Below are 22,049 nucleotides of genomic sequence, written 5' to 3' on the forward strand. Positions count from 1 at the left end.
AGCTGGGCTTTGTGCTTTGCGCCGGCGAAACGCCGCCCCAACTCGCCCCGACAGTCCCTGCCGGGGCGTTGGCGTTTATAGCCGTCGCCCGTATCATGTTCGGATTGCGCCGGAGAATATGATGACAAAAACGCTCAAAGTGGGACTACTTGGGTTTGGTTATGCTGGTTCGACATTTCATGCGCCGCTATTGCGAGCGGTGGATGGCATCGAGTTGGTAGCGGTGGCGTCCAGTCGGCCGGAGCAGGTGGTGGCGGTGTTGCCGAATGTTCAGGTTCATGCAACCCCCGATGCCTTGTTGATGGCGCCGGACATCGACCTGGTGGTGATCGCCACGCCGAATGACAGCCACTTTCCCTTGGCCGAGGCGGCTTTGCGGGCTGGCAAGCATGTGGTCGTGGATAAGCCGTTCACATTGACTGCTGCCGAAGCGAGGCAGTTGGTCACGCTGGCTGAGCGGCTGGGGTTGCTGTTGTCGGTCTTTCATAACCGGCGCTGGGATGCCGACTTCCTGGCGATACAACAGCTAATGGCAGACGGACTGCTGGGCAGGGTAGTCCACTTTGAGTCGCATTTTGATCGCTATCGGCCTCAGGTGCGCCAGCGCTGGCGCGAGTCGACGAATGCCGGTGCGGGGCTGTGGTATGACCTGGGCCCGCATCTGCTGGATCAGGTTGTGCAGTTGTTTGGCCTGCCGCAAGCCATCTTGTTGGAGAAGGCGGCCCTGCGCGATGGCGCGCTTTCCGATGACTGGTTTCATGCACTGCTCCGCTATCCGGATAAACGAGTCATGCTGCATGGCAGCGCGCTGGTGGCCGACGCCGGGCCGCGCTTCATCATCCATGGCACGCAGGGCAGCTTCAGCAAATATGGCCTGGATCCGCAAGAAGATGCGCTTAAGGCCGGAGGCATGCCGGGCAGCGCAGCTTGGGGCTGGGATGACTTGCCTGGGCGCTTGGTGCTGGCGGATGGCGTGCCGCGCGAGCATGTCGGCCCCGCCGGCGACTATACGCGGTATTACTCAAGCGTACGCGATGCCCTGCTGCATGGCGCGGCTAACCCCGTGCCTGCTGTGCAAGCATGGCAGGTCATGGTTTTACTGGAACTTGGCTGGCTCAGCGCGGATCAACAGCATTGGCAGACTGTTCCGGCAGCGTTGGCCTGTTAATTTTTGCCCTTCTTTTTGCCGCCGCCATCGCCGCTTGCGTGTTGGGCGGTGGCAATGACGTCCTCGGCGCTGATCGCCGTCTGCTGTTCCGGGGCGATTTCGGTCAGCAGCTGTTCCAGCAGCTTGCTGCGCGAGCTGATGTGGTGATCGAAGCGCCAGTCCTTCAGCAGATCGATGGCGACATCGAAGTAGCGCATGTCGATATCGTATAGCTGGCTCAGGTCGAACGAGCGGCCCATTTCCAATGCGGCGGCCAGTTCTTTCAGGACATGCATTTGCTGCGGATCGTGACCTTCTTCGATGAAGCGGCGGATTTTCTTGGCGGCGTTCATATTTTTTCCTGTCTGTTAGCGCGGTGTTGACGGACGAATCTGGTCATGCGCCTGTAATGATCGTCGGCTCACGCGTAGCGCGTCAACCTCGTCTCGCCTGACCGAGGGAGATTGTCGCATGCCGACGAAAATTGCTCTGTGTTTATGCTTATTGAATTGAGCGGTTCGCTGACATATTTTCATGCATCGACAGCCGCAGCTGATTTTGCCGATTGCTTGCCGTCTTTTGTGTGTTTCTAAAGGAGAAGTTCCATGAAGCAACAAGAAGTGCGTAGCCGCGCCTTTGCCATGCCCTTGACCAGCCCGGCGTTTCCTCCTGGGCCGTACCGTTTCGTCAATCGGGAGTACATGGTCATCACGTATCGCACGGACCCGGCGGCGATTCAGGCCATCCTGCCTGAGCCGCTGCAGGCAACCGAGCCGGTGGTCAAGTATGAATTCATCCGCATGCCGGATTCCACCGGGTTTGGCGACTACACCGAGAGCGGGCAGGTGATCCCGGTCAGCTTTCGCGGCGTGAAAGGCAGCTATGTCCACTCGATGTTTCTGGATGACCATCCTCCCATTGCGGGAGGTCGCGAACTATGGGGCTTTCCGAAAAAGGCGGGCCATCCGCGGCTGGAGGTGCAGCGGGAAACGCTGATCGGCACCCTGGATTTTGGGCCCTTGCGCATCGCCACCGGCACCATGGGCTACAAGTACCAGACGCTGGATCACGCAGCCTTGCAACAGAGCATGGCGGAACCGAATTTCCTCTTGAAGATCATCCCGCATGTGGATGGCACGCCGCGCATCTGCGAGTTGGTGCGCTATCACACCACGGATGTGACGATCAAAGGCGCCTGGAGCGCGCCGGGCGCGCTGGAACTGCATCCGCATGCGCTGGCGCCGGTGGCCGAGTTGCCGGTGCTGGAAGTGTTGTCGGCGCGTCACTTTATCTGTGATCTGACGCTGGATCTGGGGACGGTGGTCTTCGATTACCTGCAGCAATAGGGCGGCATCTTTTTGTGAATGAATATTCACATTCTCTAACATATGGATACAGACCAAACCCGCTTCGACCCTTAAGCTTCGTTTTCTGATTAATTGCAGGAAAATGGAAATGAAGTCAGTTTTTGCGGTTGCTGCTCTGCTGTCAGCAGTGGCCAGCGCCGACTCGTCAACCGGCGCCATCGTCGGCGCTGCCTTGGGCGGCGCGGCTGGGGCGGCTGTAGGCCACTCGGTTGGCGGGCGCGATGGCGCCATCATCGGCGGCGCGATTGGCGGGGGCGCTGGCGCGGCAGTGGGCCACGACTACGGCCGCGAGCAGCAAGGCAAGCGGCACGATAAGCCGGGGCATAAGCACGGCAAGCATCACAAGCACCACAAGCATCATCGCCATCATTGATGGAGTGGCTTGCCATGCATACCTGGCGCCGGTCTTTGTTTCATGGCAGTGGGTGTCGCCTGGCGAATGAAGCGGATCATGTCTAATAGTAAAACGGCCATCTCTCAGAGATGGCCGTTTTCTATTGTGGCTATTAATTAGAACCAGAAGTAGCGATGCAAGGCGGCATCCAGATTGGCGACGTCGGGCACGCCGACGCCGGTGGCCTGGTTATAACCGCGATGCGCGTTGTAGCCCCAGTTGTCGCCGGCGGTGATTTCGCGCAGCGGCGCGCCATGATGGCCATGCCCGTGATAGGCATGGCCGGTTGCCAGCAGACCGTACAGCGAGAAGTTCAGCAAGCCGAGACGTCCGCCCATCGACTGATTCAACAGCGCGGTGATGCCGGCCAGCTGCGGCGCGACGAAGCTGGTGCCGCCGTTGTTGCTCAGGACGGAGAAGCCGGTTTTGCTGGAGGTGTAGTACACCACATAGCCCGTTTCCGGGTCGCCGTTCATCGAGATGTCGGGCACGTTGCGGCCCTTGAAATTGGCCGGGATCGATGCGATCACCTGCGGCGGATTCTGGCTGTTGTCCACCAGTTGCTGGCCCGTCGGCGTGCTTTGCATGCCGGGCACCCAATACTGGTAGAACGGACGGCTGATGAAGCCGCTGACGCCGCCGCCGCCGCCCACCGGGAAAGTGCCGCAAGCCACCGGGTCCTTGCCGAGGGCTTGGCATAGACCGTTAAGGTAGTCCCAGCCCCAGGCGCGCTCGCGCGGAATTTTGACCTGCATAGCCTTGCCATTCGGGTGGAAGGTCAGGGTCGAGGGAACCGTGGTGGCGCCCGCCGCCGTGATGAATTGCTGGTTGGCCGGGCTATCCACCGACAACACCTTGCTGTACTGCGGCAGCGGCGCTGCGCGGTTCACGTCATAGGCGCCGGCATCGCCGGCTGCGGCGAACATGGTCTGGCCTTGCAGGGCGGCTTGCAGGAACAAGTCATGGTAGGCCTGCAGCACATTGGTGGTTTGGCCGTTGACCGGATTGGCCGCCTGGGCCTGCTGGTCGAACCATTCCCATTCGCCCCAGCTGACCGATAAGGTATCGGCGGTGTTGGATTCGATCGCCTGGGCGAAGGCGTCGACGAAACCCTGGGTGGTGTTGGGCGCCTGATACACGATGATCTTGGCGTCCGGCGCGATGCCGCCTGATTGCTCGACATCCAGCGTGGTTTCGTCGGAGCCGGCGTCATCGTTGGGCGCGCCCGGGCCGCCATCGATGTTGACCACGCTCAGGCGGTTCGGGTCGGTATTCAGGCCGATCTGACTCCAGTACTGGAAGGCGTCGGACGGTGTGAAGCTGGCCAGGGTCACGATGCCGATGGTGGCGCCTTTGCCATGGATGCCCTGATTGTACAACGGCGTGATGTTGTAATAGCGGGCCAGATCGGTGACGGTCCATTGCCCCGGCGCGTTGCCGCCGGTGACGGAGCCGCTGGCTTTGCCGGCGGCCGGTTGCAGATGGCTGGGCAGTTGGCGCAGGTGCGGCCGGAAGTGCGGACGGCTATCCAGACCGATCACCGCCTGCACATCGCTGAGGTCCACGCTGGGCGTGCCGGCGCGTACCGGGGCGATATAGCGGGACACGCCCGCTTGGGCGGTGGTTTTGTTTTGGAATACATGAACTTCGGCGCCGAAGGCCTTCTGCACGGTGGCGGCCGGCCCGCTGACCTGCAACAGCGCGCTGCCTATGCGCTTGACGCTGAGGCCGGCAGCCTGCAGCCGCGCGCTGACGCGAGCCACGGTGGCGTCGCTCGGAGCGAAGCGGGCGCGGAATTCTGCCGGCGTCAGGAATTTGTGGTAGTTCGGACTGGCCGGGCTGTGGGCCTCTTGCAGATAGCGGGTGGCGGCGTCGCGGTCGCGCAGGTTCAGCGCTAGCGTCACCGTCAATTTCTGCGCTGGCGCGGCTTGCTCCACCTTGCCCAGATCCTGGGCCGTCGCGGCCATCGCGCCGGAGGAGGCGACGGCGGCCAGGGCGGCAACCAACATTTTTATTGTGAATGCTTTAGCCATGCTTTTATTTCTCCTTTGGGGGAGGGCTGTGCGTGGGCCGGGTGGGCGCCGCGCCGCCTTCCTGATGATTGCGCTCTCTGGGTATGGGGCCGGTAAGGCAGGAAGAGGCCACAAGGTATTTGGCGCTTTTTGATCCAATTTGAATAAACTGGCGAGGCCAGTATAAGAATGGCGAATTGCGTCAAGTTAAGTGTTTTTGTAACGTTGTGTGTATCGTGTATGTCATTGAAATTAATTTAAGGTTTTGATTATTAAGATAAATAGCTAGCGCTTCCAATTGGATTTTTAGCTTGATGGAGCCGGTCTGCGGGCAATATGGCGGTGAAGGCGCGCCGCTATTGGTTGCTTGTCATGATGGCGGCTCAGATTTGGATGAGGCCGACTCTCCATTGCAAGCCTGTGGCGAGGCGCAGTGTGCAGTACAATGAAAATGCGCTTGCGCTCTTGCAGCGTCTCGATGCCGATGAGGCACCATGGCGGGCGTCAGAAATGGGTTCCGGCGACGACTAAATGACACAGTGTGGAGCAAGGCTTGGAGAGAGCATGTTGATTGACCGTTTCGGCCGAGCCATCGAGTATCTGCGGTTATCGGTGACCGATCGTTGCGATCTGCGTTGCAGTTATTGCCTGCCCAAGGGCTTCAAGCATTTCGAGGAGCCGGCGCATTGGCTGACTTTCGACGAGATCGAGCGGGTGGTGGCCGTGTTCGCCCGGCTGGGCACCCGCCGCCTGCGCTTGACCGGCGGCGAGCCGCTTTTGCGGCGCGATTTGCCTCTACTGGCTGCCCGGCTGGCTGCGCTGCCCGGCCTGGAGGATTTGTCGCTGAGCACCAACGGCACCCAGCTGCCGCGCCATGCCGAGGCGCTGTACGCCGCCGGCGTGCGCCGCCTGAATCTGAGCTTGGATTCGCTGCGCCGCGACTGCGTGGAGCAGATTACCGGCAGCGACAACCTGCCGCGGGTGATGGAAGGCCTGATGGCGGCCAAGGCGGCCGGTTTCTCGCCGATCAAGATCAATATGGTGGCGATGCGCGGCGTCAATGAGCAGGACATCGACGCCATGGTGGCGTTTTGCATCGAACATGGCTTGATCCTGCGGCTGATCGAGGCCATGCCGATGGGCGACACCGGGCGCGCCACGCAGTACCTCGATTTGCAGCCGGTGCTGAAGCGCTTGTGCGCCAGCTACGATCTGGTGGAGCAGGCCAAGACGCTGGGCGGCGGGCCTGCCCGTTACTGGGGCCGCCGCGACGGCAGTTTTTCCCTGGGCGTGATCACGCCCATCTCGCAACACTTCTGCGCGACGTGCAACCGGGTGCGGCTATCGGTGGACGGCACGCTGTATATGTGCCTGGGGCAGGAAGAGAAAATGGAGTTGCGGCCCTTGCTGCGCGGCGGCATCGACGATGCCGGCCTGGAGGCTGCGATCCGTCAGGCGATAGAGCTGAAGCCGGAGCGGCATGAATTCCGCGAGCAGCCGCAAAAACTGGTCCGCTTCATGTCGATGACCGGCGGTTGAGTTCGCTCAGCGCTCTTGTATCGCCCGCCGATGGCGGCGGAATACCCACTTTTCCCAAAGCAGATGCGTGTCGGTATCGAACGATTCGTGGATATCGGCCGTCAGCAGATAATCGCGTTCGCCTGCGAGCTGATTGCTGGCGATGACGCCGCATAGGCATAGGCTGAGCGCGGAGTCTGGATTGGGATGCAGGCGCAGCAGCAGGCGCTGTCCGGGCTGCCAATTCTGCTGGTCGCGCCAAGCTATGCTGTTCAAGCCGAGCCGGCAAGGCGTATTGTTTGGACGATCCGGATGCCGTTCCAGCAGGGAAACTTCCAGCGCCAGGTCCAGCTTGGCCTCCAGCCGCAGCATCACGGGGTTGCTGTCGTCTGGGGTTTCCGTCGGCGCCGCCAGCACGCGCAGGGATAGCCTGGTTTCCCGTTGCATGCGCGGCGGATATTCCCCGTCCAATACCTGGGCCGCCAGAGGCAGTTCGGCATCGAAGCTGACGGTGTCCAGTTGCGGCAGGGCGGCAGGGGTGGGAGCTTGCATGGCGCGTACTCAGAGGAAAAAATGCGGGATGACATCCAGGCCGCCGTACTCGACCGCCAGATCCGCCTCGGCGCTGACGCGCGGCTTGGCGTGATAGGCGATGCCGACGCCGGCCTCGCGCAGCATGGGCAGGTCGTTGGCGCCGTCGCCCACCGCCAGAACCTGATCCGGACGCAGGCCCAGGCGTTCGCGGGCGGCGATCAGCAGGCGACGCTTGGTTTCGGCATCGACGATGCCGCCCAGCACGCGGCCGGTCAGCTGGCCATCGATGACTTCCAGCTGGTTGGCATGCGCCTCGTCCAGGCCCAGTTCCGCTTTCAGCCGGTCAGTGAAATAGGTGAAGCCGCCGGATACCAGCAGCGTCCGAATGCCAGCCTCGCGGCAGGCCGCCAACAATTGCGCAGCGCCGGGATTCAGCCGCAGCCGCTGTTCATACACTTCCTGCAGCGCGGCCTCCGGCAGGCCTGCCAGCAAAGCCACCCGCTCCCGCAGCGCCGCGGAAAAATCCAACTCTCCGCGCATCGCGCGCTCGGTGATTTCCGCCACTTGCGGCTTGATGCCCTTGAGGTCGGCGATTTCGTCGATGCATTCGATGCTGATCAGCGTGGAGTCCATATCGGACACCAGCAGGCCGAAATCGGCAAAACGGCGCTCGCTCTCGACCAAGCCCGCATCGCAGCGATGTTGCCGGCACAGGCCCAGTAGATCCAGCTTCTGTTCGCTGGCTACGCCGTTCAGGCGGATGACGCCTTGGCGTGAGCGGTCAATTCGGCTGGTTTGCGCCAGGCGGGCGAGGTCATCGATAAAGGGGAAGTCGGCATGCGCGGCGACGACGGCCAGGGTTTGCGGTGTGCTCATGAGGTGCGATCGGCATCAAAGTGGTTGGTTTGATTATGCCACGACTTGCGCCGCTTGCCGGGCCGGCAACCATGCCGATGCTGGATTCGCCGCCTTGCTTGCGGCGAGACGCCTTGTCCAAGGCGCCTCGTAGAGAGGAGGTCGCCGCCTTCAGCGGCTGCCTGAGTTGGGGCAACGCTGTTGCAGCCAGCGCTTGAGCAAAGCGTCCAGCGACAGCAAGCCGGGGCCGAAGGCCAGCAGCACCAGGATTTGCGCGCCCCAGAAATAATGGAACTGTCGCGTGGCATCGGTCAGTCCGGGATAGCTGATCACCGCCACCGCATTGAGGATGAACAAGCCAGCGGCGGCAAAGCGCCCGCCCAGGCCCAGCACCAGCAGGCTGGACAGGCCCAGCTCGCCGCAGGTGGCCATGATGGCCGCGACATTCGGCGGCAACACCGGCACATGGTATTCGTCGGTGAACAAGGCCAGCGTGACGTCCCAGTCGGCGATCTTGGTCAGGCCGGAGCTGAAGAACACATGGGCGATCCACAGCCGCAGCAACACCAGCACCAGCGGTTGCAGCAGGTCGCCGGCGCGGATCAGCAATCGGTAGGCGCATAAAACCGGTTTGAGCGCGTGATTCATGAGGAGGCGTCCGGTTGAAGATGGAAGGAGGCAAGCAGAGGCGGTTGGAACAGGCCGAGCAAGGCGGCTTGCAGATCGAAGGCTGCATCCAGCGTTTGCGCATGGTCCGCAGCCTCTGCCAGCGGCAGGCCATCGAACAGCGAGGCATAGAAGGCGTAGTCGCGTCGCGCCAGCGCTTTGACCTGCACGGCGCCATGCTCGCGGTAGACCAGGGCGTCCTCCGGCGGGCGTTGCAAAATGCCTTCCAGCGGCCCGTGGCCTTGGTGCGCCCGCCAGATGCTGACGGCGGGCGAGCGGGCCTGGCATAGCGCCACGTCCGGCAGGGGGAGGAAGATTAACTGGCCCCATTGTTCCTGCGGTACTGCGCCCAAGGCGGAGATATCAAGCGATGCGGCGTCCTGCGCGTAGTAACAGCGGTGGATGGCCCACTCCAGGCGCGCCACGTCGGCCAGGTACGGGAGTTCGCGGCAATGTTCGAAGCCGGCGATGAAGTCGGCGAAGCCGGAACCATAGACATGCAGGTTGCCGCTGACCGACGGCTGGCTCTTGACGTACTCGCGCGCCAGGGCGGCGAAGAATTCCTCGCCCACCAGTTCGCGGCATACCGGGTGGCTGTGCGCCAGCGTATCGATCAGGCCGACGCGGTAATTATTGCGGTAGACGGCCAGGCCGGCGGGGCTCAGTCCCCATTCCGCCGCGGCGGGTTGTTGCGCCGGGTCGGCAATCGCCTCCAGCAGCGCGTGCTGCCAGTCATGCCAGTTCATGACGGCTCTCCAGTATCGCTTGCGCCTTGGCGGCCTCGCCGCGCAACACCGCCAGCGGCGGAATCTCCAGATCCCATTCGATCAAGGTGGGGCGCGGCCCGATGCGCGCTATCACTTCGCGGTAAAACTGCCAGACGCCGTCATGCACCGGCTGGCTATGGGTGTCCACCAGCAGGCCCTCGCGTTCGCTATAGCCGGCGAGATGGATTTCGCCGATCGCCTCGACCGGCAGCGCCGACAGCACGGCCTCGGTGTCGGTGCCCAGATTGATGCGGTTGACGTAGAGATTGTTGACGTCGAGCAGGATGCCGCAACCGGTCAGGCGCGCCAGTTCGGCCAGGAATTCGCCTTCGTTCATCTCGTTGCCGGGAAACTCGACGTAGCTCGACAGGTTCTCCAGCAGGATGGGGCGGCGCAGCGCGTCCTGCGTCTGCGCTACATGGCCGGCGATGGTATCCAGCGCGGCGCGGGTATAAGGAATCGGCAGCAGGTCGTTCACGTAGCGCTGCGCCGAGTGGTTGAACGACAGGTGTTCCGATACCGCGGCTGGCTGCAACTCGTCGACCAGCCGCTTCAACGACGCCAGATGGCCGGCGTCGGGCCGGGCGGCGGAGCCCAGACCAAGGCCCACGCCATGCAGGGACAAGGGCCAGGTGTCGGCGACGCGGCGCAGCATGGCCAGCGGCGTGCCGCCATCGAAGAAGTTTTCGCTGTGCACCTCCACCCAGCCGAGGGCCGGCCCGGTGTCTAGTGCTTCGCGGTAATGAGGTGCGCGCAGGCCGATGCCGCAAACGCTGGGTAGGCTGGTGTATAACATGCTGCGGTTCCGGGCAGGGCGGCCCGCCGCATGGCGGGCCGGATGGAGCGGATTACTTCTTAGGCGTGGCGCTGCCGCCCATTTTTTCGCAACTGCCCTTGGCGACGTATTTCCAGTCGCCCGGGTCTTTGTCCACCTTGGCCTGTCCGGCGCAGGAGTGCATGCCGGTGGCGGAGGCGCAGTCGTTCTTGCCTGCCTGGGCGATGCCATAGCATTTTTCTTTGTCTGCGGCGCTGGCCGGCGCGGCGGAGAGGGCGCCCATGGCGATGACGGCGCCGAGCGCGGAGGCGATCAGGGCTTTGTTCTGCTTCATGTCTGACTCCTTGGTCTGGTGCCTGGCGGCGGGTGCCGCCAAGCCGGGGTATGGTAATCAAAATGGCTGGGCTTGCCAGCCAGCAAAATTACATCGGCTTGGTTTGACCGCCCATTTGCTGGCAAGTGCCGGTGGGGACCAGCTTGAAGTCGGCCGGGTCGTTGTCGACCTTGGCTTGGCCGGCGCAGGCGTGCGCGGCGTTTTTACAGTCGTTCTGACCGGCCTTGGCGATGCCGAAGCACTGGTCCTTGTCCGCTGCCGCGGCCGGCATGCTGCTCAGCGCGCCGACGGCGATGACCGCGCTGAGCGCGGTAGCGATAAGGGTTTTGTTGCTGCTCATGGTTTTCTCCTGGGTAGTTCACCCATGCGGGTGATGGCGATTGGTCGCCGGAAGCGGCGGATGCTTACAGTCCTGTTGCTGGCAGCATCGCCTACTCACCATTGAGTCGCGATGGCTGACCGCTTCTTACACGGTATAGAGAAAAACTTTTTCCGCGCCAGGATCTTCGTGCCGGGCGGTTCCGCCTGCAGCCCGGTGCCGATGCTGTCGTCGTTATAGCGCGCCAATGTCATGGCTGCTTGAATGGCTGAGCGATGCGGACACAAAAAAAGCCGCGTAGCGCGGCTTGGGAGTCAGCGGATATTCACCACCTTGTGGGTTTGCACCGACAGCCGCCACTTGGGGTGCGCCATGCAGTAGGCGATGGCGGCGCGGGTGTGGGCGGCCAGGTCCGGGCCGTCCATCGGTTGCAGGTAGAAGGTGTCGAAATCCAGATGCGCCACGGTGTCGGGCAACTGCGCGGGTTGCGGGTAGACCAGCTTCAACTCGTTGCCGCTGCGTTGTTTCAGCTCCGCCCCGGCCTTGGGGCTGACGCAAATCCAGTCTATGCCCGGAGGCGCGGCCACGGTGCCGTTGGTTTCCACGGCGATTTCGAAGCCCTCGGCATGCAGGGCGTCTATCAGTTCGCTGTCCAGTTGCAGCAGCGGCTCGCCGCCGGTGCATACCACATAGCGAACGCCGCCGGCATCCTCTGGCCATTCCGAGGCGATGCGGGCGGCCAGCGCGGCGGCGCCGTCGAACTTGCCGCCGTCCGGGCCGGTGCCGACGAAATCAGTATCGCAGAACTGGCAAATCGCCTTGGCGCGGTCTTCCTCGCGGCCGGACCACAGATTGCAGCCGGCAAAGCGGCAGAACACCGCGGCGCGGCCGGCCTGCCGGCCTTCGCCTTGCAGGGTGTAGAAGATTTCCTTGACGGTGTAGGTAGTCACGCTATTTCTCGAAGGCATGGCGCGAGCGGCTTGCCCGCGCGGGATTCAGTATGCGCCCAGGCCGTTTACAGCAGCGGCCAGCGCATGTCCTGATGGAAGTGTAGCGAGACGCCCGCGCGCTCGCTTTCCATCAGATCGATGCGGTCCAGTTCCGGCACCAGCGGAGACAATTGGGCATGGATCCACTCCGCCACCGCGGCGTTGTCGTGGCGGCGCAGGCCGGTCAGCTTGTCCAGCGGATTGTGGTCCAGCTGGCGGTAGATCGGCTTGAAGCGGTCCTTGACGTCGCCGAAGTCCAGCAGCCAGCCCATGGTGCGGTCGATGTCGCCGGCCAGCATCAGGCGGACCAGATAACTGTGGCCGGTGTAGTTGCCGGCTTCGTCGAAAGGCATCGCGCTCTCGAAGCGCTGTTCTTTCCAGATGCGGAAACGCTGGCCGTCGAATTGGCTGCCGGCGGTATGCGTCTCGCGCACCTCCACCCAGGCGAGGCCCGGCATCGCTGGCTTCAGCTGCTGGTGCAGCCACAGGGCCAGCACTTCGCTGGTGGGGTTGTTCAGGCCTGCGATATCGTTCAGGTAGCGGTGGTTCAGGCGATGGAACAACGGTGTCCAGGCCTGTTCCAGTTCCTGTACGCCGCAGCGCGCGGCATCGGCTACCAGCCTCACGCCGAAGCCGTGGCCATGCAGGCGGCCGCACTTATGGCCAACCGGCACGTGCGGCAGATGGTGGGCGGCCTCGAATGAAGCGTTCAGCCAGCAGAAGGCGTGTTGTCCATCCAACGTCACGCCGCGATCCGGCGCGCCTTGCAGCTTGATGGCGGCCGGGTGGGGCAGGGCCTGGGCGATGTGTCGCGCCAGCGCCAGATCGTCGCTGTCGGCCAGGAGCGCGTTCAGGTCGGTGTAGTCCAGCGGCGAGAGGGCCGCATGCACGGCGCTTTCCAGCGCCGCGGCGTCGCCGCATTGCGATTCGCTGCGGATCAGGACGCGGAAACTGTGGCCATGCGGACGGGAGGCTTTGCCGGCAACGGCCGGCAGCTGCCGCGCCGCTTCAAAGCCGGCGCCGGCGAGCAGATAACTGGCGTGCATCTCAGTGCCCTTCCGCTTCGGCCTGGCAGCGTTCCACCAAGGGATCGGCCACGCCGGCTTCGGCGAAGCCTTTGGCGCGCAGCTCGCACGATGCGCAATGGCCGCAGGGCGGCACCTCGCCGTTGTAGCAGGTGTGGCTCCAGGCCAGCGCTTCCATCGCCCCGACCTGTTGCGCCAGCGTCACAGTTTCGGCCTTGGACAGATACATCAACGGCGTATGCAGCTCCACCCGGCTATCCATGCCCAGGCGCAGCGCCAGCTCCAGCGCCTTCAGCGTGTTTTCGCGGCAGTCCGGATAGCCGGAGTAGTCGGTCTGGGCCACGCCGGTCACCAGATGGCGCGCGCCGCGGGTGTAAGCGAAGGCGGCGGCGAAGGTCAGGAAGATCAGATTGCGGCCGGGCACGAAGGTGTTGGGCAGGGCGTCGTCGTCGCGCATGCCTGCTTCCGGGGCGATGGCGTCGTCGGTCAGCGCGTTGCCGCCTATGGCGGCGAAGGTGTCGATGGGCAGCACGGTCTGGCGCACGCCGGCCAGCTGGGCGATTTTGCGGGCGCAATCCAGCTCCACGCGGTGGCGCTGGCCGTAGTCGAAGGTGACGGCTTCCACATTGCCTGCGCCAAAACGGCGCAGCGCCCAGTACAGACAGGTGGTGGAGTCTTGGCCGCCGGACAGGACGACCAGGGCTTTTTCAGATGCTTGATTCATGATTCCGTCGAAAAACAGTCGAGGGTTGTGGCCGCGCGCCGGGATCGGTCTCACCCGGCGCAGTCAACCTGTGATCTTACCGCACTATAGACCGGCGATGTTGGCGCTGAGGCGGGTGCAGCCATGGATATGATGTGTGCATTTTGCAACATCGGTAATTTTATTGATTGTCGTCATGGCTGGTTCATGTAATTAATGATTTTCGCATGACAAATGCGTTTTATATAACTTTCCGTGATGAAAGAATCCTCTAAAGGGAACAATAAAATGGACAAGAGATTACCCATCGTTGCCGCGGCTTTGCTGTTTGCTTCATCGGCCTTTGCCGCGGATCTGCAAGTCAGCCTCGGCCAGCCAAGCGTCAGCGCCGAGCAGGATGTCGATGTGACCGTCAACTATCGCAATACCGGCAAGCAGCCCTTGCATCTCTACCGCTGGTACCTGCCGGGCAAGGAAGTGCAGGAGCGTTTCCTGGCGGTCAGCGTCGACGGCAAGCCGGCGGAGTACCTTGGGCCGCAGTACAAGCGGGCGGTGCCGTCGCTGCGCGATACGGTGACGCTGGCGCCCGGCGCGACGCTGAGCGCCAAGGTGCGGGTGTCTGATTATTACGATCTGTCCAAGGGCGGCCAGTTGAGCGTTCGCTTCGAAAGCAGCGGCAAGCGGGTGCTGAACCGCGGCCTGCCTGCCGGCATCAGCGCCAAGCAGGCCGCGCCGCAGCAGGACGAAGCCATCGTGTCCAATGCGGTCGGCGCCGTCAGCGCAGGCAAGATCAGCCCCTTGCTGCTGCGCTCGCGCGCGGCGAAGCAGACCTGGCAGATCCAGAGCCGCAGCGCGGTCAGCGGCATCAGTTACGCCGGCAATTGCTCGGTCAGCCAGCAGTCGCAATCCAAGGATGGCGTAGTGGCCGCCGGGGCGATGGCGGATGAGACCGCGGCGTATCTGAGCGGGGCGCAATCGGCGTCGCCGCGCTATGTCACCTGGTTTGGCAAGTACAGCCAGGCCAACTGGAACACGGCCAAGTCCCACTATGTGAAGATCAAGGACGCGCTGGACACCAAACCGATCAAGCTGGATTGCAGCTGCACCAACAGCGACACCTTTGCCTACGTCTATCCGTCGCAGCCGTACACTATCTACCTGTGCGGGGCATTCTGGAAAGCGCCGACCAAGGGCACCGATTCCAAAGGCGGCACGCTGGTGCATGAGTTGTCGCATTTCACCGTGGTGGCCGGGACGCGGGACAATGTCTATGGCCAGAGCGGCGCTCAGGATTTGGCCAGGAGCAGCCCGGCTCAGGCGCTGAACAATGCCGACAACCATGAATATTTTGCTGAAAACACGCCATTCCAGCCGTGAGCGGCACGCGCGGTTTCCCGTCTGGCCCAATCGCGTCGACTCGCCATGTCAAAAACGGAAAGCGCGATAACTTTTGATCCCCGCGTCTGCGGGGATTTTTCTTGGATATGTGCTGCCCGCGCGCGATATTGCATTGCAACTTGGAGTGTTGTCGGCAGTAGTCTTATTATGGGAGTGGGCTGATTGAGCGCATGGCGGTGCGGCGGTCGGTTCTTGGCCTTGTTAATACAAGCGCGGAGCGCGGAATGCCCTGGTGCGGATGGTCCAGGGCTTATGCAGTAGCAGGGGATTTGTCAGCGGCGCAGCATGACGACGGGGCCGGGATGGATTCGGTTTGTGACTGGCAGCAGCTGCATCAGGCGAGGATGGGATGTCGTCGACGACAATCTTGTTGGTAGAGGATAGCGCGACCAATCGCTATTTCATCGAGCAGTTCATCATGGAGCTTGGCTATCGCTGCGTTTCGGCCAAGAACGGCCTGGAAGCGGTGGCGTTTTGTCAGAATCAGCTGCCGGACCTGATCCTGATGGATGTCATCATGCCGGAGATGGATGGCTTGCAGGCAACCACGGAGCTGCGCCGGATGTTCGGCGAGCACTGGGTGCCCATCATTTTCCTGACCAGCCTGAATGAGCTGGAGAGCGTGGTGCAGGGCTTGAAGGCCGGCGGCGACGACTACTTGGCCAAACCGGTCAGTTTCGATCTGCTATCCGCCAAGATCCATGTCTTTCTGCGCATTGCCGAGATGCAGAACCAGATCAACCAGGATGCGGTGCGGCTGGAAAAGTATTACCGCGAAAACGAGTTCGAGCAGCAACTGGCGCTGGAGCTGATCGAGCGGCTGATCAGCCTGCGCACGTCCACACCCAGCCATATCTGGCAATACCTCAGCCCGGCCGCCGGCTTCAACGGCGATTTGATCATCATTTGTCCTACGCCGGCCGGCGGCGAGCACATCATGCTGGCCGATTGCACCGGACACGGTTTGACTGCCGCCATCAGCGCGCTGCCGGCAATCGACTGTTTTCATGAGATGACCGAGGCCGGCTGCGACATGGCTGACATCGTCCGCGGGGTCAATCAGAAACTGCACCGCTTGCTGCCGGGCGGCCGTTTCGTGGCGGCGGCGCTGATCGCCATCGAACCCGGCGGCGGCACGCTGCGGATATGGAATGGCGGCGTGCCTTGCGTGCTGTTGTTCGACGAGCAGGGTGAGGTGACGGCGCGCTGCAAGTCCAGCCACCCGGCGCTGGGCGTGCTGGCGGCCGAAGACTTTGACGACTCGATGCAGACGCTGGAGTGGCGTCCGTCGCAGGTGCTGGTGGTCAGCTCGGACGGCATCACCGAGGCCAAGGACGGCGCCGGCGCGATGTTCGGCCTGTCCGGGGTCGAGGCGGCGGTGCGCCAGGGCTGGCCGCAAGCGATAGGCGAATCAGTGCTGTCGTCGGCCAAGGCCCATATGCTGGGCGGCGTGGCCTGCGACGATATTTCCCTGCTGGTCATCCGCCATCCGGCCAGTTAGGCCGATCTTAGGGGCTGTTGACGTTTGGTGAGTGGATCGCGTTTGAGCTTCGCCAAACCCGCAGGGCCGGGCGCCTTTCGCGCCGACTCTTCGTTGTTCCGCGCTGGCAGAGAATGAAATGCGGCGCGCGAAACGCCTCGATTCGGCGCAAAACGTATCCCGGCGCGACCGCTCTCCAAACGTCAACAGCCCCTAGATGGCGCAGACGCGCCCGCGCCCCCTGCCCTTGGCCAGATAGAGCTGGCCGTCAGCCTGTTCGATCAAGCGCTGGCTGCGGCAGTCGACAACCGGCTGCAGGCAGGCGACCCCCAGGCTGAGCGTGACCCAGGGCGCCACGTCCGAATCGGCATGTTCGATCCGCAGCTCGCGGATGGCTGCCTCCATTTTCGCGGCCAGCGTGGTGGCGCCGGCCAGCGTGGTTTCCGGCAGCAGACAAGCGAACTCCTCGCCGCCGAAGCGGGCGGCCAGATCATAAGAGCGGTTCAGTTGCTCGCGCAGCGTCTGCGCCACCCGGCGCAGGCATTCGTCGCCGGCGCTGTGGCCGTAGCGATCATTGTATTTCTTGAAGTGATCGATGTCGGCCATGATCAGCGAGAGCGGATGATTATGGCGCAGACCATGGCGCCAGGCCTGCTCCAGCCGCTCGTCAAAGCGGCGCCGGTTGGCGAGGCCGGTCAGGCCGTCGCTGAAGGCCAGCGCGCGTAGTTGGTCGGCCTGGAATTTCAGCGTCAAATGGGCATTGACCCGCTTGCGCAAGGTGACCGGCGTCACCGGCTTGGTGACGAAGTCCACGGCGCCGGCCTCCCAGCAGGCGATTTCCTGCTCCTGCCCGTGGTGGGCGGTTACGAAAATGACGGGGATGTCGCAAGTGGCTGGATCTTGCTTCAGCTGCTGGCAGATCTGCATGCCGTTCATGCCGGGCATTTCCACATCCAGCAGCAGCAAGTCAGGCGGCGTCGACTGGCAAAAATCGATGGCTTGTTCGCCGGTGGTGGCCATGAAAACATCGTGCTCCGGCTGCAGGATTTGATGCGCCGCCAAGATGTTGGTCGGCTGATCGTCTACGACCAGTATCCTGCCGCGCCGGCCGCTGGCATGGAAGGGCGCATCGTTCATGGCTGATCCACCTTTTGTTGTCTGAGCAGGTCGTCGCATAGGCGCGTGGCGGCGGCGAAGTCCAGCTGCATGATGGCGTCGCCGAGTTGTTCCAGTTCCTGCGGCATGGCCACGCGATATTGCTGTTCCAGCTGCTCAAAGCGCTGAACGGCCTCTAGATTGGATGTGTTTAGCAGCCGCCGCAAATCGGCCAGCTCCTGCCAGATGTCGGCGACATCGCCAGCTGCGGGGTGCTGGGCGGCGGGGGGCGCGACTAGCTGCTGGGCCAGGCGTTGTGCCCCCGCGGCCGCCTCTTCCGCCGCTTGCCGCAGCGCGGAGAAGTCCGTTGGCCAGGCGCGCGCCGGATCGCGCAGCCAGGCCTCCTTGTCGGCGGCGAGGGCGGCCAGTGGGTCGGCGCCGACAGTGGCGGCCAGCCCTTTCAGCGTATGCAGGGTTTGGATCGCCGGCTCGCGCAGGGTTTGCTGGATCTGGCCTTGCAGGCTGGCCATCAACCCGATTAGTTCTTCGCAGAAGCTCAGCAGGGTGCGGCGGTAGATTTCGACATTGCTGCCGAAACGGAGGATGGCGGCGCGACTGTTGATCAGGCCGCTGTCGGCTGTCGGTTCTGCGCGGGCCGGTTCCGCCTGGGCGAGGGGCTCCATCTTGGCTTGGGGCGGACGCGCAGTGTGGCGGAGTATCGCCGCCACCAGCTGATCCAAGTCGAAGGGCTTGCCGACATGGTCGTTCATGCCGCTGGCCAGCGCCTGTTCGCGGTCGGCAGGCATCACGTTGGCGGTCATCGCGATGATGGGCAGGGTGGTAGCGGGGAACTGGGCGCGCAAGCGGCGGGTTGCCTCATAGCCATCCATGTCCGGCATCTGGATGTCCATCAGCACCAGGTCGTAATGAGCCGATGACGCCATGGCGGCCAGCGCCGCCTGTCCGCAGTCCGCCACATCCACCGTGGCGCCTTCCTGGCTCAGCAGTTCACGCGCCACCTGCTGGTTGGTGGCGTTGTCTTCCACCAGCAGCAGCTTGAGGCCGGCCAGCCGCGGCGCTTGGCCGGCGGGCAGCGGGGGAAGGGCCTGGCGCAGTCCTCGTCCGGCGCGTGCGTCGGCGACGGCGTCGAACAGCATGGATGCCGTCACCGGCTTGATCAGGAAGTGATCGATGACGCCGGGGCTTTGCTTGCGGCGCTGTTCGAACAGCTCGCGTCCGTAGGCGGTGACCATCATGATCACCGGCGGCTGGCCCTGCGGCGGAAGGCGTCGCAGGCGCTCGCAGGTTTCCCAGCCATCGATGCCGGGCATGCGCCAGTCCACCAGCACCACGTCGTAATCCAGCCCTTCAGGCTGTGCTGAAAGCATGGCCAGCGCCTCTTCGCCGCTGGCGGCGGCATCGACCCTCCAGCCAAAGGAGCGCAGGATGGCGCTTTGCGTCTGGCGGGCGCTGTCATTGTCTTCAATGACCAGACAGTGCAGGTTTTGCAGCGGCACGACCCCTGTGGAGACGGGCATGTCCGCGGCAGGCGCCGCTTCGCATTCGATTTCAAAGCTGAAGGTGCTGCCCTGGCCCGGTTCGCTATCGACCCGCAGCTGGCCGCCCATCAGCCCGACCAGGCGCTGGCTGATGGCGAGGCCGAGTCCGGAGCCGCCATAGCGGCGCGCCGTGGACGATTCAGCCTGGGAGAAGCCTTCGAAGATGCGCTGGCATTGTTCCGCCGTGATGCCGATGCCGGTATCGCGCACGGCGAAGGCGATGCGCAGCCGGTCCGCATCCCGTTCCACCAACTGGGCCGACAGCGCCACTTCGCCGCGCTCGGTGAACTTGATCGCGTTGCCGGCCAGATTGATCAGAATCTGCTGCAGGCGCAACGAGTCGGCGATGATGGTGTCGGGCAGCTCGGGGGCGATGTCGAATACCACTTCCACGTCTTTGGCGCCGACATTGGCGGACAGGATGACGCCGATGTCGCGCAGCAGCTTGTCCAGGCTGAGCGGATGCGGGTCCAGCGTGAGCTTGCCGGCTTCCACGCGGGAGAAGTCCAGAATGTCGTTGAGCAGGGCGAGCAGGGTGCGCGCGGCGGCGGCGGCCTTGTCGGCATAGTCCGCTTGCTGGTCGTCCAGGCTGGTGTGCTGCAACAGTTGCAACATGCCCAGCACGGCGTTCATCGGCGTCCGGATCTCATGGCTCATATTGGCCAGGAAGTCAGACTTGGCCCGGCTGGCGCTGTCCGCCGCGGTTTTAGCTTCGCGCAGCCAGTTTTCCTGCTCGCGCTGCGGGGTGATGTCGCGATTGATCCCCAGCATCAGGCTGGGTTTGCCATCCGGGCCGCATTCGACGACCGCCGCCGCCTGCACGTAACGGATGTCTCCGTCCTGGCGCACGATGCGGAAGGTCTGGTTGAAGGCCGCGCCGGTTTCCTGGGACTGCTGCAGCTGCAGTTCGGCATCCGCGACATCGTCCGGGTGGACCCGCCCCCGCCAATGGTTGTAGTACAGTCCGAAGTCGCGGAACGAGCGCGGTATATCGTAGATGTCGAACATCCTATCGTTCCACTCCAGCGTGTCGCTGGCGATGCGCCAGCTCCAGATGCCCAGCTCCGCCACCTCCGCCGCCTTGATCAGCTGGTCGCGGGCGGACTCCAGGCTGCGCTGGTCCTGCAGGCGCTGCGTGATGTCGGAGGCGATGACCAGATAGCCGGCGGCGTCGCCGCTCTCATTTTCCAGCCGGGAGACCGTCAGCTGTACCGGAAAGCGGCTGCCGTCGGCGCGCACATAGGTCCATTGCCTTTCGTCGGTTTCTTGCCGCCACACCGGCGCGACGATGGCCTCGAAGTCCGCGCCTACGGTTTCGCCCAGTTCGTGCGATAGCTGGATCGAGCGTTCGGCCAATTCGTCCCGGCAATGGAAGTCGGCCAAAGAGCGTTGGCCTATCATGTCGGGCGCCGAATAACCGAGCATCCGTTCCGCCGCCGGATTGAACAGCGTGATCAGGCCGTTGCCGTCGGTGGCGATGATGGCGTAGCCGGAGTGGGCCAGGATGGCGTTTTGCATGGCGGAATAGGCGCGCAGCTGCCGGGTGCGCTGCTCGATCTGCTGCTCCAGCGAGGCATTCAATTCACGGATGTATTTTTCGGCGGCTTGCTGTTCGCTGATGTCGCGTATGGTCAGCGCCACGCCGCTGGGGCGGCCGCGGCCATGGCGAATCGGCGAAATGGTGATGTCCACGTCCAGCCAGCGGGCATCCGGCAGCCGCAGGCCGCAGCGCAGGTTGCTTGGCGCGCCATTTTCGCGGGCCTGCAGCAGCCGCTCGGGAGAGGCGGGAGCGCCTTCGGGTTGCGGAATGATGCTGTCCAGCGTTTGGCCTATCGCCTGTTCGGACGGACAAGCGAACAGGCGTTCCGCGCCGGCGTTCCAGCTGACGATGCGTCCCTGGGCGGTGCAGCCGATGATGGCGTCCTGCGAGCTTTCCATGATCGCGGCCAGTTCGGCCTGGCGTATGGCAGCCTGGCGGTAGGTACGGAAATACAGCAGGCAGGCGAGGCCCAGCAGCAGGAATACGCTCAGCGCATTGGTCAGCACGGCGGCCTGGGTGTTGGCGACCAGTTTGGCCACTTGCTCGTCCGGCAGCACGGCGATCAGCTGGCAATAGTGTTCAGGCGCTCTGGGCGTGAACGGAACGTGGATCGCATGCGCGTAGGCGATGCCGTACGGCGAGTCGAAGGTGCGCAAGGTAGCCGGTTGCCCCATGTCTTGCGATGTCGGCCGGAAATCATCCTGCCAGCGCTTGAGGTGCCCGGGGGCGGCACCGAAAGCGCGGGTCGGGTCCGGTTGCTGCAGATAGCTGCCGTTCTGATCGGTCAGGTAAATCTGGATTTCCGTCGGGATGTTGCGTTTTAACGAGGCCAGCAGTTCGCCGGCGTTGAAATTAATGACCACCACGCCAAATACCGAGCCGCGGTCATCGCGGACCGGCATCGATACATGCAGGGTCGGCACCGGCGGCGCGCCATGCGCTTCCCGCGGGCGCGAGCCCATCGACAGATCGGAAAAATAGACTTGTCCCGGCGGCAGGCGCAGCGCCTCACTTACGTAATTGCGATCGCCGCGTCGGGCCAGCTTTCCTTCCGCAACGACGACTATGTCGCCGCGCGTTCCGCGCTCCACGCGCAGCAGTTCCCGCCCGCCATCGGCCGCTCCGATCAGCCGCACTGAGGTCAATTCCGGATTGGCCGCCAGGAAGGCGCTGAACAGGGAGGTCAGGCGCTTGTTCCAATCCAGCAGCGTGGATTTTTCCTGTTTGTCGATGCCGTTGTCGGCCTTGGCGCGGATGATGCCGCCGATGGGCGGCGTGGCGCTGAGAAAACGCACATCGCGATCCAGTTGGTCAAATTGCCTGCGCAGGATGGCGTTGCGGGTTTGCGAGACGTAACCCAGCCGGGTCTGATAAACGGCCAGCAGCTGCTGGCGTTGATGTTGCCCGGTTTGCCAGACCACGACGGCGGTAACGATCAGCGTGATCAATAGGAAACACGCGACGAGCGACCATTCAAGCCGCAATCGCGCGGCGCGGGGAAGGATGGACAAGGTTCAACTCCCGGGATGGGGTCAAGGACAGCCCTCGTCCAGTATAGAAAAGCGGTCGCCT

Annotated in this window: 20 protein-coding genes; 6 read left to right on the forward strand and 14 right to left on the reverse strand. The window is 63.4% G+C overall.

Features of this window, described 5'->3' with window-relative positions; all coding sequences use genetic code 11:
• Nucleotides 1-121: 121 nt before the first annotated feature.
• Nucleotides 122-1,168: an oxidoreductase gene (locus QUG01_RS16220; RefSeq protein ID WP_500831003.1), complete on the forward strand. Its 1,047-nt coding sequence runs from the start codon at nucleotides 122-124 to the stop codon at nucleotides 1,166-1,168.
• Here QUG01_RS16220 and QUG01_RS16225 read toward each other — a convergent pair.
• Nucleotides 1,165-1,500, reverse strand: a complete 336-nt coding sequence (locus tag QUG01_RS16225; RefSeq protein ID WP_500831004.1) for a hypothetical protein — start codon at nucleotides 1,498-1,500, stop codon at nucleotides 1,165-1,167. The genes QUG01_RS16220 and QUG01_RS16225 overlap by 4 nt on opposite strands.
• A gap of 252 nt (nucleotides 1,501-1,752) precedes the next feature.
• Between QUG01_RS16225 and QUG01_RS16230 the strand changes: the two genes are divergently transcribed.
• Together QUG01_RS16230 and QUG01_RS16235 are read left to right on the forward strand one after the other, a co-directional pair.
• The gene (locus QUG01_RS16230) at nucleotides 1,753-2,493 is read left to right on the forward strand and encodes an acetoacetate decarboxylase (protein ID WP_261173932.1); all 741 of its coding nucleotides are present in this window, start codon (nucleotides 1,753-1,755) and stop codon (nucleotides 2,491-2,493) included.
• A gap of 109 nt (nucleotides 2,494-2,602) precedes the next feature.
• Nucleotides 2,603-2,887, forward strand: a complete 285-nt coding sequence (locus tag QUG01_RS16235; RefSeq protein WP_500831005.1) for a YMGG-like glycine zipper-containing protein — start codon at nucleotides 2,603-2,605, stop codon at nucleotides 2,885-2,887.
• A gap of 137 nt (nucleotides 2,888-3,024) precedes the next feature.
• On the opposite strand, the gene QUG01_RS16240 is transcribed toward QUG01_RS16235, so the two are convergent.
• Nucleotides 3,025-4,941 carry a S53 family peptidase gene (locus QUG01_RS16240; RefSeq protein ID WP_500831006.1) on the reverse strand — a complete coding sequence of 639 codons (1,917 nt, stop codon included), beginning with the start codon at nucleotides 4,939-4,941 and terminating at the stop codon, nucleotides 3,025-3,027.
• Between the two features lie 543 nt (nucleotides 4,942-5,484).
• On the opposite strand from QUG01_RS16240, the gene moaA reads away from it, so the two are divergent.
• Complete coding sequence (gene moaA, locus QUG01_RS16245) at nucleotides 5,485-6,459, forward strand: GTP 3',8-cyclase MoaA (RefSeq protein WP_199155087.1); 975 nt, start codon at nucleotides 5,485-5,487, stop codon at nucleotides 6,457-6,459.
• 6 nt (nucleotides 6,460-6,465) lie between these two features.
• Here moaA and QUG01_RS16250 read toward each other — a convergent pair whose 3' ends face one another.
• From QUG01_RS16250 to queC, 10 genes are all read right to left on the reverse strand, one after another.
• On the reverse strand, nucleotides 6,466-6,990 hold the full coding sequence (locus tag QUG01_RS16250) for a hypothetical protein (RefSeq protein WP_500831007.1): 525 nt from the start codon (nucleotides 6,988-6,990) through the stop codon (nucleotides 6,466-6,468).
• 9 nt (nucleotides 6,991-6,999) lie between these two features.
• Nucleotides 7,000-7,848 (reverse strand): phosphoserine phosphatase SerB, encoded by an 849-nt coding sequence (gene serB / locus QUG01_RS16255; protein ID WP_500831008.1) that lies wholly within the window; start codon nucleotides 7,846-7,848, stop codon nucleotides 7,000-7,002.
• 150 nt (nucleotides 7,849-7,998) lie between these two features.
• Nucleotides 7,999-8,475 carry a DoxX family protein gene (locus tag QUG01_RS16260; RefSeq protein ID WP_500831009.1) on the reverse strand — a complete coding sequence of 159 codons (477 nt, stop codon included), beginning with the start codon at nucleotides 8,473-8,475 and terminating at the stop codon, nucleotides 7,999-8,001.
• The gene (locus QUG01_RS16265; protein WP_500831010.1) at nucleotides 8,472-9,239 is read right to left on the reverse strand and encodes an HvfC/BufC family peptide modification chaperone; all 768 of its coding nucleotides are present in this window, start codon (nucleotides 9,237-9,239) and stop codon (nucleotides 8,472-8,474) included. Before QUG01_RS16265 ends, QUG01_RS16260 begins: the two co-directional genes overlap by 4 nt.
• On the reverse strand, nucleotides 9,226-10,056 hold the full coding sequence (bufB, locus tag QUG01_RS16270; protein ID WP_500831011.1) for an MNIO family bufferin maturase: 831 nt from the start codon (nucleotides 10,054-10,056) through the stop codon (nucleotides 9,226-9,228). Before bufB ends, QUG01_RS16265 begins: the two co-directional genes overlap by 14 nt.
• Nucleotides 10,057-10,108: 52 nt before the next feature.
• A complete protein-coding gene (locus QUG01_RS16275; protein WP_199155092.1) occupies nucleotides 10,109-10,369 on the reverse strand; it encodes a BufA1 family periplasmic bufferin-type metallophore in 261 nt (86 codons plus the stop codon).
• A gap of 88 nt (nucleotides 10,370-10,457) precedes the next feature.
• Nucleotides 10,458-10,709 carry a BufA1 family periplasmic bufferin-type metallophore gene (locus tag QUG01_RS16280; RefSeq protein WP_500831012.1) on the reverse strand — a complete coding sequence of 84 codons (252 nt, stop codon included), beginning with the start codon at nucleotides 10,707-10,709 and terminating at the stop codon, nucleotides 10,458-10,460.
• Between the two features lie 293 nt (nucleotides 10,710-11,002).
• Nucleotides 11,003-11,638, reverse strand: a complete 636-nt coding sequence (queE, locus tag QUG01_RS16285) for a 7-carboxy-7-deazaguanine synthase (protein WP_500831013.1) — start codon at nucleotides 11,636-11,638, stop codon at nucleotides 11,003-11,005.
• A gap of 65 nt (nucleotides 11,639-11,703) precedes the next feature.
• A complete protein-coding gene (locus QUG01_RS16290) occupies nucleotides 11,704-12,723 on the reverse strand; it encodes a 6-carboxytetrahydropterin synthase (RefSeq protein WP_500831014.1) in 1,020 nt (339 codons plus the stop codon).
• 1 nt (nucleotide 12,724) lies between these two features.
• The gene (gene queC / locus QUG01_RS16295; RefSeq protein WP_500831015.1) at nucleotides 12,725-13,426 is read right to left on the reverse strand and encodes a 7-cyano-7-deazaguanine synthase QueC; all 702 of its coding nucleotides are present in this window, start codon (nucleotides 13,424-13,426) and stop codon (nucleotides 12,725-12,727) included.
• 267 nt (nucleotides 13,427-13,693) lie between these two features.
• Here queC and QUG01_RS16300 point away from each other — a divergent pair, with 267 nt between their 5' ends.
• Together QUG01_RS16300 and QUG01_RS16305 are read left to right on the forward strand one after the other, a co-directional pair.
• Nucleotides 13,694-14,782 (forward strand): M35 family metalloendopeptidase, encoded by a 1,089-nt coding sequence (locus QUG01_RS16300; RefSeq protein WP_500831016.1) that lies wholly within the window; start codon nucleotides 13,694-13,696, stop codon nucleotides 14,780-14,782.
• 370 nt (nucleotides 14,783-15,152) lie between these two features.
• A complete protein-coding gene (locus QUG01_RS16305; protein ID WP_500831017.1) occupies nucleotides 15,153-16,304 on the forward strand; it encodes a PP2C family protein-serine/threonine phosphatase in 1,152 nt (383 codons plus the stop codon).
• Nucleotides 16,305-16,496: 192 nt separating this feature from the next.
• On the opposite strand, the gene QUG01_RS16310 is transcribed toward QUG01_RS16305, so the two are convergent.
• Together QUG01_RS16310 and QUG01_RS16315 are read right to left on the reverse strand one after the other, a co-directional pair.
• Entirely contained in the window at nucleotides 16,497-17,420 is a 924-nt protein-coding gene (locus tag QUG01_RS16310; protein WP_500831018.1) for a diguanylate cyclase, read from the reverse strand.
• Nucleotides 17,417-21,988, reverse strand: coding sequence for a response regulator (locus tag QUG01_RS16315; protein WP_500831019.1), 4,572 nt, complete (start codon nucleotides 21,986-21,988; stop codon nucleotides 17,417-17,419). Before QUG01_RS16315 ends, QUG01_RS16310 begins: the two co-directional genes overlap by 4 nt.
• Nucleotides 21,989-22,049: the final 61 nt, after the last annotated feature.

This window comes from Chromobacterium sp. CCUG 76385 (genome assembly GCF_059916625.1).